Origin of the sequence: Dyella humicola (assembly GCF_026283945.1) — a bacterium.
GTDB classification, from domain to species: Bacteria; Pseudomonadota; Gammaproteobacteria; order Xanthomonadales; family Rhodanobacteraceae; genus Dyella; species Dyella humicola.
This window is the reverse complement of the sequence record NZ_JAPDPC010000001.1, coordinates 2,880,105-2,897,887: the sequence shown is the minus strand read 5'-3', so window position 1 is coordinate 2,897,887 and position 17,783 is coordinate 2,880,105. Positions and strand designations below refer to the sequence as shown.

5 protein-coding genes are annotated in these 17,783 nt (G+C 62.4%); 4 read left to right on the top strand and 1 reads right to left on the bottom strand.

The genetic code is table 11. From position 1 onward, the window contains the following. The first annotated feature begins 251 nt into the window (after positions 1-251). From OUZ30_RS12745 to OUZ30_RS12735, 3 genes are read left to right on the top strand one after another with little or no spacing between them, the layout of a single operon-like run. Entirely contained in the window at positions 252-1,709 is a 1,458-nt protein-coding gene (locus OUZ30_RS12745; protein ID WP_266182684.1) for an efflux RND transporter periplasmic adaptor subunit, read from the top strand. Continuing rightward, positions 1,706-4,891, top strand: coding sequence for an efflux RND transporter permease subunit (locus tag OUZ30_RS12740; RefSeq protein ID WP_266182683.1), 3,186 nt, complete (start codon positions 1,706-1,708; stop codon positions 4,889-4,891). The genes OUZ30_RS12745 and OUZ30_RS12740 overlap by 4 nt, the downstream gene beginning before the upstream one ends. 43 nt (positions 4,892-4,934) lie before the next feature. Next, positions 4,935-6,353 (top strand): efflux transporter outer membrane subunit, encoded by a 1,419-nt coding sequence (locus tag OUZ30_RS12735; protein ID WP_266182682.1) that lies wholly within the window; start codon positions 4,935-4,937, stop codon positions 6,351-6,353. Positions 6,354-6,425: 72 nt separating this feature from the next. On the opposite strand, the gene speC is transcribed toward OUZ30_RS12735, so the two are convergent. Continuing rightward, positions 6,426-8,678 carry an ornithine decarboxylase gene (gene speC, locus OUZ30_RS12730; RefSeq protein ID WP_266182681.1) on the bottom strand — a complete coding sequence of 751 codons (2,253 nt, stop codon included), beginning with the start codon at positions 8,676-8,678 and terminating at the stop codon, positions 6,426-6,428. Positions 8,679-9,046: 368 nt separating this feature from the next. Between speC and OUZ30_RS12725 the strand changes: the two genes are divergently transcribed. Further along, a complete protein-coding gene (locus OUZ30_RS12725; protein WP_266182680.1) occupies positions 9,047-17,701 on the top strand; it encodes a glycoside hydrolase family 94 protein in 8,655 nt (2,884 codons plus the stop codon). The last annotated feature ends 82 nt before the right edge of the window (positions 17,702-17,783 follow it).

The following is a 17,783-nucleotide window of genomic DNA, read 5'->3' as shown; positions in this document are numbered from 1 at the left end:
CCTACGTAGAACTACGGACATGCGGGGCGCCGCGTTTCACGGAGTCATGGTGGTCATCAGCCCTTTGTCCGACGCCAAAGGGAGGCCAGGAGGCGTGTCGTGGCACGTCAGCAGTGCTTGCCGGTGAGAAGGTCTGAATGATGCGCAGACTACATGCCTTGGTCGCTGCGGCTCTTTTGTCTGCATCGTTGTTCGGATGCGGCGGGAGCAAGGAAGGTCCGCCTGCCGCGGCTCCCACCGAGGTGGGTGTCATGGCGGTGTCGCTTCGCGATGTACCGGTCATTTTTGAATATGTGGGGCAGACCGAGAGTTCCCAGCAGGTTGAGATACGCGCGCGCGTGAATGGCTTCCTTGAGGAGCGGGTTTACAAGGAAGGTTCCATGGTGCACGCGGGTGACGTGATGTTCCGCATGGATCGAAAGCCGTTCGAGGCGGCGCTTGACGCGGCGCAGGCCGAATTCAATCAGCAGCGTGCCCGGCTCGATACCGCACAGGCCAACCTCAATCGTGTGCGTCCGCTCGCGGCCAAGAATGCCTTGAGCCAGAAGGATCTTGACGACGCGACCGGCCAGCAACAGGCCGCCGCTGCTGCGGTTGAGCAGGCACGCGCCGATGTAACCAGTGCACAGCTCAATCTCGGATACACCACCATCACCTCACCCGTGACGGGGCTCTCCAGCTTTGCCAAGAAGCAGGATGGCTCGTACATCGACTCCGCCAACAGCCTGCTCACCTATGTCGCGAAGCTGGACCCGATGTGGGTGAATTTCGCCCTTTCTGAAAACGAACTGTTGCGCTTGCGCGAGCAGACGACATCGGGCGCGCTCAAGCTGCCGGCGCTAGGCATGCTGGAAGTGGAGATCGTGCTTGCCGATGGCAGCGTGTTTCCGCTGCGCGGCCGCATCACCTTTTCCGATGCCTCGCTCAATACCGAAACGGGGACGTATCTCGTACGCGCGGTGTTCGACAATCAAGAAGGTCTTCTGCGGCCCGGTCAGTTCGTGCGCGTGAAGGTGTCGGGAGCGGAGCGAGCCAAGGCGATTTCGGTGCCGCAGGAAGCCGTACAACAAGGCGAGCAGGGCTCGTTCGTATGGACGGTGACGGCCGAGGGAAAGGCGCAGCCGCGGCTGGTGGAAACCGGCGAATGGAACGGCACGGACTGGGTCGTCAACTCAGGACTGCATGCGGGGGACCAGGTCATCGTGGATAACTTCATCCGGCTCGCGCCTGGCGCGCCGGTGAAGGCCCATCCCGCGAAACTGCCCGCCGTAGCGGCGCCGAAAGCAGTCGCAAAGCAGGGTAACGGCGGCGCTGCCAACACGACGCCTTCCCCTGGCGGCGCCCCATCCGCGCAAGCGCATGCTGGGGCGAAGGCTGCGCTGCTCTTTGAGGTCGGCAGCGCGCAAATCTCGGAAGATGCGGCCTCGCAGCTCGCGCCGATCGCAGCACAGCTGCATGGCGCTGCGTCGGCACGTGCCGTGATCTCGGGTTACGCCGATGCGTCGGGTTCGCATGAGGCCAATCTCAAGTTGGCCGCGGCCCGCGCGAAGGCCGTGCGCTCGGCCTTGCTCGTGGCTGGCGTTGCGGAGGACCGGATCGAGTTGCGTCCACCGGCGGATATCACCGCCGGGACCAAGGATGAAGCGCGCCGGGTCGAGGTCACGGTGGTTCCCGCAGGAAAACCGGCCGCAGCGAGAGAAGCGCAATGAATTTTTCGCACTTCTTCATCGACCGGCCGATCTTCGCGTCGGTCGTGTCCATCATCCTCGTCGTCGCCGGTCTGGTGGCGATGGTCAATCTGCCGATCGCGCAGTTTCCTGATATCGCGCCGCCGACGATCACGGTGACCGCCACCTATCCGGGTGCCAGCTCGGAGATCGTCGCGCAAAACGTCGCCGCGCCGCTGGAACAACAGATCAACGGCGCGGACAACATGATCTACATGAACTCGACGAGTTCATCGACCGGCAACCTGACCATTACCGGCTTCTTCAATATCGGCACCGACCCGGCGCTGGCCCAGGTCGATGTGCAGAACCGAGTGAACCTGGCGCTGCCGTTCCTGCCCGATGCGGTCACGGCGCAAGGTGTTTCCGTGCAGAAGCGCTCGTCGGCTTTCATGATGGTGATCGCCGTCTATGCACCGGACAACGCGTTCGATCAGGCCTATGTCGCCAACTACGCCAACGTCTATGTGCTCGATGCCCTGAAGCGGATTCCCGGCGCCAACCAGGCGGCGATCTTTGGTTCCGCGGACTACGCCATGCGTATTTGGCTCAAGCCTGACCGCATGGCGAAACTCGGCATCACCGTCGGCGATGTCCAGCAGGCGATTGCCCAGCAGAATCAGCAGTTTTCCGCGGGACGCATTGGCCAGGCGCCGACGCCGGGGCCGGTCCAGCAGACGTTTCCGATTGCCACCAGGGGTCGCATGACCCAGCCGTCGGAGTTCGAAGAGATCATCCTGCGCGGAGGGACCGGCGACGCCGCCGCGCTGGTGCGCCTGAAGGACGTGGCCACGGCTGAACTGGGTTCGAAGGACTACACCTTACGCGGGCGATTCAACGGCAAGACGGCGACGCTGATTGCCGTCTATCAACAGTCCGGCGCCAATGCGCTCGATGTCTCCAAGAAGGTGCGCAGCACGCTCGCCGAGCTGAAGAAGAGCTTCCCGCCGGGGCTCGATTACGAAGTCGCGCTCGACACCACGGAGTTCGTGAAGGACTCGATTGGCGAGGTGGTGCACACGCTGGGTGAGGCGGTGCTCCTCGTCATCGTCGTCGTCTACCTGTTCCTACAGAGCTTCCGCGCCACCCTGGTGCCGATCCTGGCGGTGCCGGTATCGATCATCGGCACCTTTATCGGCATGAGCGCACTCGGTTTCTCGATCAATATGCTGACCTTGTTTGGCATGGTTCTGGCGATCGGCATCGTGGTGGACGACGCGATCGTGGTGATCGAAAACGTCGAACGCAATATGACCGAGTTCAAGCTGGCGCCCAAGCAAGCAGCCAAGAAGGCGATGGACGAAGTCAGTGGGCCAGTGATTGCCATCGTACTGGTCCTGCTCGCGGTGTTTATCCCGGTGGCGTTTCTCTCCGGCATCACCGGGCAACTCTACAAGCAGTTCGCGGTGACGATCGCCGTGTCCGTCCTCTTGTCGGGCATCGTGGCGCTGACCCTGTCGCCGGCACTCGCGGCGATCCTGCTCAAGCCGGGTAGCCACAAGAAGAACCGCTTCTTCACCTGGTTCAATACCCAGTTCGACCGCTTCACGGAAGGCTATGGTCGCGCCGTGCAGCTGGCGATCAAGCGGGTGGTCGCTTCCTTGCTGATCATCGCGGGCATGATCGCGATCATGGTGGGGCTGTTCAGGCACATTCCCACGTCATTTCTGCCGACCGAAGACCAGGGCTATATTTTTGCCGCCGTGATGCTCCCTGATGCCGCCAGCCTGGATCGGACCAGCGATCTATCCAAGCGCGCGGAGGACTGGTTTGCCAAGCAGCCTGGCGTGCAGTCGATCGCCGCGCCGGTCGGCTACAGCCTTATCGACTCCCAGTACAAGGCCAACGCGGGCACCTTGTTCGTGACGCTGAAGAGCTTTGCGGAGCGTGGCGAAGGGCAGGGTGCGGCCGACCTCATTAAAGACTCACACAAGGCCTTCGCCGCGTTCACCGAAGGTGCAGTGGTGGCAGTGAATCCGCCATCGATTCCCGGTCTCGGTACGACCGGCGGCTTCGAATTCTGGTTGCAGAGTACCGGCAGCGGTAGTTACCAGATGCTCGAGGCGACCACCCGTGCGTTTATCGCCAAGGCGAAGCAGCGACCGGAGCTGCGCGGGGTGAATTCACTGATCAACACACGCTCGCGCCAGCTGCTGGTGGAGGTTGATCGTGAGCGCACCGAATCGCAGGGGGTTGCCGTACAGGACGTCTACTCGGTCCTGCAGACCATGTTTGGATCGCTGTATGTCAGCCAGTTTCCCAAGAGCAGTCGACTGTTCCAGGTGATCATGCAGGCGGAGCCGCAATATCGCATGCGGCCAGAGGATCTCCAGCAGCTCTATGTCAGGAACAAGCGCCGCGACATGGTCCCGATCAAGTCCATGACCACCAGTCGATATGTGGCGGGCGCCGATATCGTTACCCGTTTCAATAACTTCCCCGCCGCCAAGATCACCGGCGACGCCGCCCCGGGTTACAGCTCCGGCCAGGCCATTGCGGCCATGGAAGACACGGCGCGAGAAGTGCTTGGTGCCGGCTACAGCTACGGCTGGAGCGGCCAGGCGTTCGAGGAAAAGACCGCGGGATCGACAGCCGCTGCCGTGTTCGCCTTCGCGCTTGGCATGGTCTTCCTCATTCTTGCAGCCCAGTACGAAAAGTGGTCGCTGCCACTCGGCGTGCTGATGGCCGTACCGTTCGCGCTGTTTGGCGCCCTCGTCGGTATCTTGCTGCGCGGCATGGAAAACGACGTGTATTTCCAGATCGGCCTGACCGTGCTGATTGCACTGGCAGCGAAAAACGCGATTCTCATTTTCGAATTTGCCGTCGAGATGCGCGAGAAGGAGGGGCTGAACGCCTACGACGCGTCGCTGCATGCGGCCAAGCTGCGCCTGCGCCCCATCATCATGACATCGCTGGCCTTCATTCTCGGCTGCGTGCCGTTGGCGATTGCTAGTGGGGCCTCTGCCGCCAGCCGCCGCTCACTGGGCACCGGTGTCGTGTTTGGCATGCTGGGCGCCACCGTGATCGCATTGCTGTTCATCCCGATGTTCTTCTGGGGACTGGAAACGATGTCGGCCGGCAAGAAGCCCGCCAAAGCCGCGCCGTCCGGGACGGAGCCGTCCAAGCCCGACGACGATCATCCCTCGGTCGGTCAGGAGGGATGAGATGCGACGCTCGTGGCTATGCTGGTCTTGGGTGGCATGCAGCGTGACCCTTTATGGCTGCGCTGTCGGGCCCGACTATCACCGGCCGACCGTCGAGACGCCTGTCACGTATCGCTATGCGGATGTCCAGGCCATGCAGACGAGCACGGCGGCGTGGTGGTCCCAATTCAATGACCCCGTGCTGGATGCGCTGATTCAGCAGGCGATTGAGCACAACAAGGATTTGCTGGTCGCCGCAGCGCGCGTGGACGAGTATTACGGCCGCTTGATGACCACCCGCTCGGCGCTCTATCCGCAGCTCTCCGCCGGCCTTTCCGGTGGTCGCGAGCGGCAACCGGCCACGCCATTGACGCGCGAGTATGAAGCTACGGAAGTGCAGGCGAGCGTGATGGCCTCGTGGGAGATTGATTTGTTTGGGCGCTTGCGCCGCCTGCGCGAATCGGCCCGCGCCGACCTGCTAGGTACGGAGTACGCGCGCGACGCGACGCTGATCTCGCTGGAGGCCAGTGTCGCGACGGCCTATATCAGCCTGCGCGATCTTGATCAGCGCCTGATCATTTCACGCGCCACGGTCGAAAGCCGTGCCGAGGCGCTGAAGCTGTACCGGGAACGCTTTGAGGGCGGCGTGGTATCGCAGGTCCAGGTCAGCCAGGCGGACTCCGAATACGCGGTTGCCCTCGCGTCGGAGCACGACTTCGTGCAGCAGATTGCCCAGCAGGAAAACGCCTTGTCGCTCTTGCTCGGCCAGAACCCGGGGCCGATCCCTCGCGGCAAGCCTATCGACCAGATCCTCGTGCCGAGCATTCCGGCGGGCCTGCCTTCGTCGCTGCTGGATCAGCGTCCCGACATTCGCCAGGCAGAGCAGGCCCTGGTTTCGGCGAATGCGCAGATCGGTGCTGCGCGAGCACAATACTTTCCAACCATCAGCCTCACGGGCGTGTTCGGTGCGGCGAGTACCGCGCTGTCTTCGTTATGGAGTGGGCCGGCGAAACTGTGGTCGTATGCCGGCGCGGCGTCCGTGCCGATCTTCACCGCCGGGGCCATTGCGGGCACGGTCAAGCAGGCGGAGGCACGCCAACAGGAAGCGCTGTTCTCCTATCAGTCAACGATACAGAGCGCATTCGCCGACGTTGAAGATGCGCTCGTAGGCGAACAACAAACCGGGGAACAGCTGGCAGCCGTCGATCGGCAAGTCAGGGCGCTGGAGCAGTATGCGTCGCTGTCGCGCGCGCTAAACGAAGGTGGCTATACCAGCTACCTGGAGGTAGTCGACGCCGAGCGCAGCTTGTTCAACGCCCAGTTGTCGCAATCGGGTCTGCAAGCATCACGCCTTATCCAGGTCGTGAACGTCTACAAGGCGTTCGGCTACGGATGGCCGGTGGACCATGCATCTGTGGCATCCAACAAGGCGCCCGAAACTGCGATGCCGGCAAATGGCTCGGCATCGCCGCAGCAAAAGTGACGGATTCACTTCCTCCGCGCCTGGTTTCGAGAGCCCTCCCTCGGCTTTAGCTGTTCCTCTCGCACGACCGGTTCAGGCCTCCTTGACCACGTAGGTATAGAACCGGATTCTGCCGCCCTCGGACACCTGATAGACGCCCTGTACCTCATAGGAGAAGCCTGGGAAACGATTGCAGCTTTCCTCGAACGCGAGGAAGTAGTCGATCATGGGTTTGGCGCGTTCGTCATAGCGTTCGCCCGGTACGACTATGCCAATGCCAGGGGGATAGATCAGCGCCAGCGTGGCCGCGATCCGTCCCGACACTTCGTTTATGGGCACGAAGTCGATATGGCCGCCAACGAGTGCTTCGTTGGCATCGCGCGCCGACATGGCTTGTTCGGGAAAGGACTCATGCCGAAAACTCAGCCGCTGCAGCTCTTTGACATTCTTCGATGCATAGAAATCGTGCATCTCCTGCGCAAGCTGGCGCACCGTGTAGCCTCGGTATCGCTTGGGATACTTCTGTGAAACACCCGGCAATACCTCGGTCAGCGGGTTGTCCGCATCGTAGTGATCCCGGAAGCGCTCCAGGGCAGCCAGCAGCATCGCCATCTTGCCTTCGCCCACCGCCGGCGTCATGAGAAACAGGATGCTGTTGAGATCGTTCTTCTCCGGAATGACGTGGTTTTCGCGCAGGTAATTGGCGAGAATCGTGGCGGGTATGCCGGTGCTGGCGTAGCCGCCCGTTCTGGGGTCGATGCCCGGCGTGGTCAGCATGAGTTTGGTCGGGTCCACCATTGCCACATCCGGGCCAAGGTGGCTGTAGCCATGCCACTTCTCGTTCGGGTCGAGCTGCCAATACTCCTGCTCGGCGGCGAGTACCTCGGTGGGCACGTCTTCCCATTTCGTGCGTTCGCCCTGGTACTTCACCGTATCGGGCACGAACGGATTGATAAAGCCAGTGAAGCGCCTTCGGATCGCCTTCCGGGCTTCGATGCCCAGCTTCACCATGTCGTCCCAGAGCACGCGTCCGGCCTTGTCGGCATGCATCTGAGCGTTGACGTCGAGACTTGAGAACAACGGATAGAACGGCGATGTCGACGCCTGCAGCATGAACATCTCATTGAACCGCTTGTGGTTCAGGCGAAAGCGCTGTTGGCGAATGTGTGCGTCCTTAACGTGGATCTGCGAGGCTTGCGAGAAACCCGCCAACTGCTTGTGCGTCGACTGCGTGGCGATGATCCCGGGGTCCTTGTCGGTCACGCATAGGCTCATGCCGAAGTGATCCTTCATCAGCGGATGGAAAGCGCCGAAACCCGCCCAGGCTTCGTCGAAATGGATGTACTCGCAAAGATGGCCGATCTTCTCCAGCACCTTTCTGGCGTTGTACACGGTACCGTCGTAGGTGCATTGCTCGATGATGGCTACGCGGATGGGGCGCTCGCGTTTCCACGCGTCGGTACCCTTGAGGCGCGGGTGGTGCTTGATCTTTTTGCGTATGGCATCCTCGTCGAAGGCTGACCAATCGATCGGACCTACCATGCCGAAGCCGTTGCGATCGGTCTCCAAATAGATCGGTATGGCGCCGGCGAAGACCAGCGCGCCGTGATGGTTCGACTTGTGGTTGTTGCGATCAAACAGGACGATGTCCCTGCTGGTGAGCAGCGCCGTGTTGACCACTTTGTTCGAGGCCGAAGTGCCGTTCAGCACGAAATAAGTCCTGTCCGCCTTGAACACGCGGGCGGCCGCTTGTTGTGCGGCGAGTGCGGGTCCCTCGTGAATCAGCAGGTCGCCGAGCGAAACCATGGCGTTGCAGATGTCGTCGCGAAAGACGTTTTCTCCCATGTGCTCGTAGAACAGGCGGCCCACCGGATGGCGCATGAACATCTGGCCGCCCTGGTGTCCGGGGCAGGCCCATGTGCGGTTCGCGTCGAAGTCGTACTGCATTAGCGTCCCGAAAAACGGTGTCAACAGACTCGATACGTACTGTTCCACCGAGGACACAAGGCGCTTTTCGTAGAAATCGCGGCTTTCCAGATCGGCGATGACGATGCCATCAAGGGATTTCAGAAACGGATCGGCGAAGGTTTCGTCATGACGGTCGCTGATCATGAAAATAGGCATGCGTAGGCCGCGCTCGTCGCGCGCGACAATCGCGGCCGGCGCCAGTGCGCGCGACACCACGATGGCGCCGAGGTCGGCGCCGGAGCGGATCGCCTCGGCGATGCCCGTAGGCGGCACCACCATGGTCCTGAAATGCAGATCCTGTTCGATGATGCTGCTGACTTCCTCGGCCTGCTCGCCAGCAACGAGGATGCGAAAATAGTGGATCAAAGGGATGCTCATCGTTACCACTCTCTAGGAGGGGCAAGGCAGGCTGATTTTCGCCGGTAGCGGCTGGACTCCACCGAAAAGTCGGTGGTCCTCCTAAGCCCAGGCGGTGCCGTGATCGTGCACGTCATGGCGTGAATCGGCCGCGAAGGAGCGACGTCTCGGCGCGAGTGACAGTTGATGAGTGCGCGCTGGAAACGTGCGGCTGGCGTCGCGGTGAACGCGGGGCGTATGGGTAACGAAGGGTGGCTTGCGGCGACGGAGGCTTTCACGCAACCGTCCCTAGGCGTGGGTTACAACAGCCTGGCGTTCCCGGCGTAGGGCTAACGCATGCCAGCATCGGCATCTTCTTGCGGGCACTTGCCGCACCGAAAGATCTCCCGATGGGACAGCGAACTTTGAAGATCAGCAACCCACTCGCCTCCGTCAAGATTCGTCCGCCCTGGGTCGCGCTACGTCGACCGTCCACGTCTCGCGAGAGCATCGAACAGCAACCGGCACTTCGATCGGAGCTATTCAGTGCCGATCAAATGGATCTGTACGGAGCGGTTCTGGCGGGCAGGCATCGAACCATTGCCGAGTCGAAGGCAAACTCCCTGCTGGCGCGTCTCGCGGACAATAAGCTGGTCTTGGCGCGCGCTTGCGAAAAGCTGACGCACGCCATTCGAAGTGGTCGTCGCGTCACTCCGGCGGGCGAGTGGTTGCTCGACAACTACTACCTGGTCGAAGAGCAGGTGCGCATTGCGCAGCGGCATTTGCCCAGGGGCTATAGCCGAGAGCTTCCGAGTCTCTTGAGCGGTGCGTCGGCAGGACTTCCCCGCGTCTACGACATCGCGCTCGAGACGATCTCGCACGGCGACGGCCGGGTGGGCAACGAGAGCCTCGGGCTCTTCATCGCCTCCTATCAGACAGTGTCGCCGCTGACCTTGGGCGAGCTCTGGGCCATTCCCATCATGCTGCGGCTGGCCTTGATAGAGAACCTGCGCCGCGTGGCCGCCCGCGTCATGGTCGAGTGGAATGACCGAAACCTGGCGGCCCAATGGGCTGACCGGATGACCGAAATTACCGAACGAGATCCCAAAAGCGTTGTGCTCGCGGTTGCCGACATGGCGCGATCGGATCCATCGATGTCCAGTTCCTTCGTTGCCGAACTGACCCGACGACTGCAAGGGCAAGGGCCGGCGTTGGCGCTACCGCTGAACTGGATTGAGCAACGGCTCGCCGAATCAGGCCTGAGCATTGAGCATCTCGTGCAAATGGAGGCCCAGCAGCAAGCAGCTGATCAGGTTTCCATTGGCAACAGCATCGGCAGCCTTCGCATGCTGTCGGCCACGGATTGGCGCGAATTCGTGGAAAGCACGAGTGTTGTCGAGCACACGCTACGTCTGGATCCAGCGGGCGTTTATCCGAAGATGGATTTCGCTACGCGAGATCACTACCGCCACGTGGTGGAACGGCTTGCCCGGCGGAATGCGCTTGCGGAAGGCGAGGTGGCGCGAGCTGCCTTGGATCTGTCGCTCGACAGCGCTACGCAGGCGGGTCGGGCGTCCATCGAGGCGCATATCGGTTGGTTTCTCGTCGACAAGGGCCTTCCCAGCCTGGAGCGGCGTATCGGATCGGGTCGAACCTCGGCGGTCGCCTGGCATCCCTTCTTTTTGCGGCCGCCGCTCAAGCTCTTCCTGGGTTTGATCCTGCTCGTTACGGTGCTGCTCACGTGGCCCCTGGTGTCGGCCCTGCAGCAGGCCGGCGTACGAACCTGGCTATACGTCGTCATGGCTGTCCCTCTTGGGTTGGCCGCCAGCCAGTTATCCATTGCGCTGGTGAACTGGCTCGTGACCGTCACGATAAAGCCGCAAATGCTGCCGCGCATGGACTACTCCTCCGGCCTGCCCGAGCATGCGCGCACGCTGGTCGTGGTTCCCTCGCTGTTTTCAAATCAGCAGGACGTGGACGACCTCATCGATGGACTGGAGGTGCGTTTTCTGGCCAACCGCGACCGGTTCCTGCATTTCGCGCTGCTGTCCGATTTTGCCGATGCGCGGGAGGAGGTCCTGGAGCAGGACGCCTCGTTGCTGGCATTAGCCCGGCAGCGTATCGAGGCGCTCAATGCGACCTATGCCGAAACGGAGCGCGACCGCTTCTTCCTGTTACATCGGCCTCGCCGCTGGGAGCCGGCCGACAAGCTGTGGATGGGATACGAACGGAAGCGAGGAAAACTCGCTGAACTCAACGCACTCTTGCGCGGAGGCAGCGCCGATCGGTTCCTGATGATCGTCGGTCGCCGCGACCTGCTTGGCGAAATGAAGTACGTCATTACGCTGGACACGGACACCCAGCTGCCTCGCGATTCGGCACACCAGTTCGTCGGCGCCATGGACCATCCACTCAACCGACCGGTGATTGATACCGGCCGCCGGCGCGTCGTCTCGGGTTACGGCATTCTGCAACCCCGGGTCGGTCTGAGTCTGGCCAGTGCAACGCGATCTGCCTATACGCGATTGTTCAGCAGTAGCGCCGGCATTGACCCGTATACGCGGGCGGTTTCCGACGTCTACCAGGATCTCTTTCGTGAAGGGTCCTTCATAGGCAAGGGCATCTATGACGTGGAAGCGTTTGAATCCACCATGGGTGGGCGCTTCCCCGACAACAGCATTCTCAGTCATGACTTGCTGGAAGGCTGCTATGCGCGCTCGGGACTGATCAGCGACGTGGAACTCTACGAGGAGTATCCGTCTCGCTACAGCGCCGACGTGAGTCGTCGTCATCGCTGGATTCGCGGTGACTGGCAACTGTTGCCCTGGTTGATGCTGCGCACGCCCACGCAGGATGGGCGACGCGAATGGAATCCACTGTCGACACTCTCTCGCTGGAAGATCTTTGACAACCTGCGTCGAAGCCTGGTGCCGGCTTCGCTGCTGGCCCTTTTTCTGGTCGGCTGGTTGGGGCTGCCCCGGCGGCCGTGGTGGACTGCTGCGATTCTGGCGGTCGTCCTGGTGCCGCCGCTGTTTGCCTCGCTGGTCGACCTGTTGAGGAAGTCGCGCGACATGCGGCTCGGTCAGCATGTTCGCGTCGCGCTTCAGTCCAGCGGCCAGCACTTCCTGCATGCGCTGGTATTGCTGGCCTGGCTGCCGCACGAGGCGCTCTACAGCCTCGACGCGATCGTTCGCACCCTGTGGCGCATTTGTGTCAGCCGACGTCGCATGCTTCAGTGGAGCGTCTCCAGGGACACCGAGCGATCCAGCGCGGGGAGCCTGGCTGTGTTCTGCCGCCTGATGTGGATCGCGCCGGCACTGTCCATTGCCGTGGCTGCAGCGCTTTTTCGGTGGCAACCGACCATGTTTTCCGTTGCCAGTCCTTTCCTGCTGCTTTGGTTTGTCTCGCCGGCGCTTGCCTGGTGGATCAGCCGGCCCATCGCACGCGTGGCGTTTACTCCTACGGCTGGCGAGCTGCGTTTCCTGCGCAGGCTGTCGCGCAAGACGTGGGCGTTCTTCGAGACCCATGTCGGCCCCGAGGACCATTGGCTTCCTCCGGACAACATGCAAGAACAGCCGGTCGCCGTGGTGGCACACCGCACGTCGCCCACCAACATGGGCCTGTCGTTGCTGGCGAATATGGCGGCCTACGATTTTGGCTATGTCAGCTTGACCCGGCTCCTCGACCGTACCGAGAAGGCGCTGCACACGATGCAGTCGATGGAGCGCTATCGAGGGCATTTCTACAACTGGTACGACACGCTCACCCTCAGGCCGTTGCCGCCGGGCTACATCTCTTCGGTAGACAGTGGAAACCTCGCCGGGCACCTGCTCACGTTGCGCGCGGGCTTGCTGGCCCTGGCCGATGACGCGCTGTTCGATGTGCGCCTGCTCGAAGGCCTGAAAGACACGCTCGATGTCCTGCGCAGGGCGGTGTTGGCCGCGGGTGGGGCGACCGACACGCTAGATGGCTTGCGGCTCGCGCTACGCGCGGCCTTGGAAGCGTTGCCGTTGACCATGGACGAGGCCCAGGCGGTTGCTCGGCAATTGCTGGCGGAGACGGAAGCCGTCGCGGCATCTTTCCGTGCGCGGGACAACGCCGAGGTCGAATTCTGGACACAGGCGTTGCTGGAGCAGTGCCGGGATATCGATGGCCATACGCGCCAACTGAGGCTGCTGCCTGCGATCGACATGGTGGAAGGGCAAACCCGACTGCCGACCTTGCGCCAGGCTTCACTGATCGATCCGGACAGCGACGGCGACGCGCAGGGGCACGCCATCACGCTATTGGCCGCCATCGATCGGCTCGCCAAACAGGCCGGCGATATGGCGGTGATGGAGTTTGATTTTCTGTACGACGGTCAGCGCGATCTCCTCTCCATCGGCTACAACGTCGACGAGCGTCGGCTTGATACCAGCTTCTACGATCTGCTTGCGTCGGAAGCGCGACTGGCTAGTTTCGTGGCGATCGCGCAAGAGCAGCTGCCGCAGGAGGGCTGGTTCACGTTGGGAAGGCTGCTGACCACGGCGGCGGGCCTGCCGGTGCTGCTGTCCTGGACGGGCTCGATGTTTGAATACCTGATGCCGATGCTGGTGATGCCCAGCTATGGCGGCACCTTGCTCGACCAGACCTGCCGGGTCGCCGTTGCAAGACAAATCGAATATGGTGCGCAACTGGGCCGGCCATGGGGCGTTTCCGAATCGGGCTACAACACGCTCGACGCCCAGTTCAATTATCAATACCGTGCCTTTGGTGTGCCCGGCCTTGGCCTCAAGCGGGGTCTGGGTGACGAGTTGGTGGTCGCGCCTTATGCCACGGTGCTGGCGTTGATGGTTGCGCCCGCGGCAGCGAGTGCCAACCTGCGCAGGCTCGTAGGTGATGGTATGGAAGGACGCTTCGGGCTATACGAAGCGGTTGACTACACGCCTGCGCGCCTTCCACGCGGGCAGGAGGCTGCGGTCATCCGCTCTTTCATGGCGCATCACCAGGGCATGAGTTTGTTGGCCCTGGACTACTTGCTGCAGCACCGGCCGATGCAGAAGCGATTCGAGTCCGACCCCTCGCTTCAGGCGACCCTGCTGCTGTTGCAGGAACGCGTACCCAGGGCGGCGGTGGAGTTCGTGCACGCCACGGAATTCCCCTCGGTGGTCACGACGGCGCCATCGCCCGAGCCGACGTTGCGCGTATTTACCGATCCGGATCGGGCGCGCCCGGCGCTGCAGTTGCTCTCCAATGGTCGCTATCACGTGATGGTGAGTAGCGCCGGTGGCGGCTACAGCCGCTGCCGCGAGCTGGCCGTCACCCGCTGGCAGGAAGACATCAGCTGCGACAACTGGGGCATGTTCTGCTACCTGCGCGACGTGGCCAGCGGCGAGTTCTGGTCGAGCTCGCATCAGCCGGCGCTGAAGGACGTTGAGCACTACGAGGCGATCTTCTCTGATGCACGCGCTGAATTTCGCGTGCGCGAGCACGACTTCGACGCGCATACCGAGATCGTGGTGTCGCCTGAGGACGACATCGAGCTTCGCCGCATACGCCTCACCAATCGCGGCCGAACACGACGGACCATCGAAGTCACCACCTATGCCGAGGTGGTGCTCGCTCCAGCCATCTCCGACGCGATGCACCCCGCCTTCAGCAACCTGTTTGTGCAGACCGAGCTGGTACCGGCCTTGCAGGCCATCATCTGCACGCGGCGCCCGCGATCCAGCCAGGAGACCGTGCCGTGGATGTGCCATTTGATAGCGGTGCATGACGCCGATGTCGACGAAATCTCCTACGAGACAGATCGCGCCCGCTTCATCGGGCGCGGATGCAGCGTGGCCCGCCCCCAGGTGATGAGAGGCCAGGGCGACAACTACCGTCGCCTGTCCAATAGCCAGGGCTCGGTACTTGATCCGATCGTGGCCATCCGTTGTCGCATCTCGCTGGAACCTGGTCGTTCGGCGGTGGTGGATATGGTGACTGGCGTAGGCCAGTCGCGCGATGCCTGCCTGGCGCTGATCGCGAAATATCGCGATCGACATCTGGCCGACCGCGTGTTCGACCTGGCCTGGACCCACAGCCAGGTATTGCTGCGCCAACTCAACGCGAGCCTGGCCGATGCGCAGCTCTACGAACAGATGGCCACATCCATCATTTACGCGAACCCCACCTTGCGGGCCGAGACGGGCATCCTGCGCGCCAACCGTCGCGGCCAATCGGGACTATGGGGACAGTCGATCTCGGGCGACCTGCCCATCGCACTCGTGCATATCGCCGACTTGTCCAATATCGAACTGGTACGCCAGATGGTGCAGGCGCATGCCTATTGGCGGCTCAAGGGGTTGACGGTGGATCTGGTGGTCTGGAACGAGGACCACGCCGGCTACCGTCAACAACTGCAGGACATGATCATGGGCTTGATCGCCTCGGGCGTGGAAGCGAGCCTGATCGATCGTCCGGGCGGGATCTTCGTGCGTTCGGTCCAGCAGATATCCAATGAAGATCGCATCCTGGTGCAGGCGGCCGCGCGCCTCGTGCTGTTCGACAATGCGGGCAACCTGGCGGAGCAGGTGGGCCGTCGACGCCTGCGCACGCGCCCGGCGCCGCTGAGAATCACTGGCAGCTATGGCGACGCGCCGGAGCTTGAATCTCCCCCTTCGTCAACGCAGGAAGCGCTGTCGCTGACCAATCCGTATGGCGGCTTCAGCGCGGATGGCTCCGAGTATGTGATCGACCTGGAAGAGGGCAAGCCCACCCCCGCGCCCTGGTCCAACGTGCTGGCCAACCCGCAGTTCGGCTGCGTGGTATCCGAAAGCGGCGGCAGCTACACCTGGGCCGAGAACGCGCACGAATTTCGCCTCACTCCGTGGGCGAACGATCCAGTCACCGACGCCAGTGGCGAGGCCATCTACCTGCGCGATGAACAATCGGGCCACTACTGGTCACCCACGCCCTTGCCGCGACGTGGCCGTGGGCCTTACCGGACCCGTCACGGTTTTGGCTATTCGGTGTTCGAGCATGACGAGCGCGGTATCCATACCGAGCTGTGGACGTATGTCGATCTGGAATCCCCGGTCAAGTTCAACGTGCTGAAGATACGCAACAAGTCCGGTCGGGCACGGCGGCTTTCTGCCACGGGATACGTCGAATGGGTGCTGGGTGATCTGCGCTCGCGCACGGCCATGCATGTGGTGACCGAAACGGATCCGGTAACGGGCGCCATCTTCGCCCGCAATGCCTACAACATGGAGTTTTCGGGGCGGGTGGCGTTCTTTGATCTGCACCATCATGCGCGGACTCTCACCGGCGATCGGACGGAATTTCTCGGCCGCAATGGCCATCGCCACGCCCCGGCGGCGATGGCGAACGCGCGTCTCTCGGGCCAGGTCGGCGCAGGCTTGGACCCGTGCGCTGCCTTGCAGTTGGCATTCGAGCTGGACGATGGCGATGAGTACGAAATCATTTTTCGACTGGGCGTTGCCAGTGATGCGAAGGCAGCGAGCGACATGGTGCAGCGACTGCGGGGACAGGGCACGGCAACCGCAGCGCTCGACGCGGTGCGCATGCATTGGCGCTGGACGCTGGGCAAGGTCCAGGTGCAGACGCCCGATCCGGCGGTGAATGTGCTGGCCAATGGGTGGTTGATGTATCAGACCATGGCATGCCGGTTCTTCGCACGCAGCGGCTACTACCAGTCCGGCGGCGCGTTTGGTTTTCGCGATCAGTTGCAGGATTCGATGGCGATGATCTACGCCAGTCCGCATCGTGTACGGCAGCACCTGTTGCTATGTGCGGCCCACCAGTTTGTCGAGGGCGACGTCCAGCATTGGTGGCACCCGCCACTGGATCGGGGCGTGCGCACACACTGTTCCGACGATTATCTGTGGCTGCCGCTGGCAACCAGCCGCTATGTCCTTACGACGGGCGACGATGGCGTGCTCGATGAAAGTGCCGGTTATCTGGAAGGGCGCCCTGTCAATCCGGATGAAGAGTCCTATTACGACCTGCCGGCTCGCTCGGAATTGCACGAGAGCTTGTATGAGCATTGCGTGCGGGCCATTCGGCACGCCGCGCCACGCGGCGTCCACGGACTGCCGCTGATCGGTGCCGGCGACTGGAATGACGGCATGAACAAGGTCGGCGAGCATGGCCGCGGCGAAAGTGTCTGGCTTGGCTTTTTCCTCTACGACGTGCTGCTGCGCTTCGCACCCATCGCGCGGCGCAGGGGCGACGTGCCGTTCGCGACTTATTGCGAGGCCGAAGCAGCCAAGCTGCAGGTCAATCTCGAGTCCCACGCCTGGGATGGTGCATGGTATCGGCGCGCCTACTTCGACGACGGCACACCGCTGGGCTCGTCCGGCAACGACGAGTGCCGAATCGATTCGATCGCACAAAGCTGGTCGGTGCTTTCGGGTGCAGCAGGCGAGGCGCGTACCAGGCAGGCCATGCAATCGCTGGATCAGCACCTGGTGCGTCGCGACGAGGGCCTGATACAGCTGCTCGATCCGCCCTTCGATCGATCGAAGCTCGATCCGGGCTATATCAAGGGCTATGTGCCTGGCGTGCGCGAAAACGGCGGTCAGTACACCCACGCAGCGATCTGGGCGACGATGGCCTTCGCCAAGCTCGGTGATGGTGCCCGTGCGTGGGAGTTATTGCGCATGATCAATCCGGTGAATCATGGATTGACCGGCGAGGCGATCGACACCTACAAAGTGGAACCCTATGTGGTCTCGGCCGACGTCTACGCCGTGCCTCCGCACGTGGGGCGGGGCGGCTGGAGCTGGTATACCGGCTCGGCTGGCTGGATGTATCGCCTGATCGTCGAGTCGCTGCTGGGACTTCGCCTGGAGGGCGAGCGCTTATGCATCACGCCGGTACTGCCGCCCGACTGGGCCTCGTTCAAGCTGGACTACCGACATCACGAGACCGACTACCACATTACCGTTACCCGCACGGACGATCTCATTGACGGCATCAGGCTCAGCCTGGATGGCAGGCCGCAGGTGGACCAGTGCATCTTGCTGTTCGATGATGGCCGGGATCACTACGTCGACGTGCGCCTCCCTCGCGCCGTCTAGGCGCCTCGGATGCACGTCACGTCACGGCCATGTCGTCCTTGCGCGCTCTTAACGTTATCTAAGCCAAGCTCGATGTTCCCGC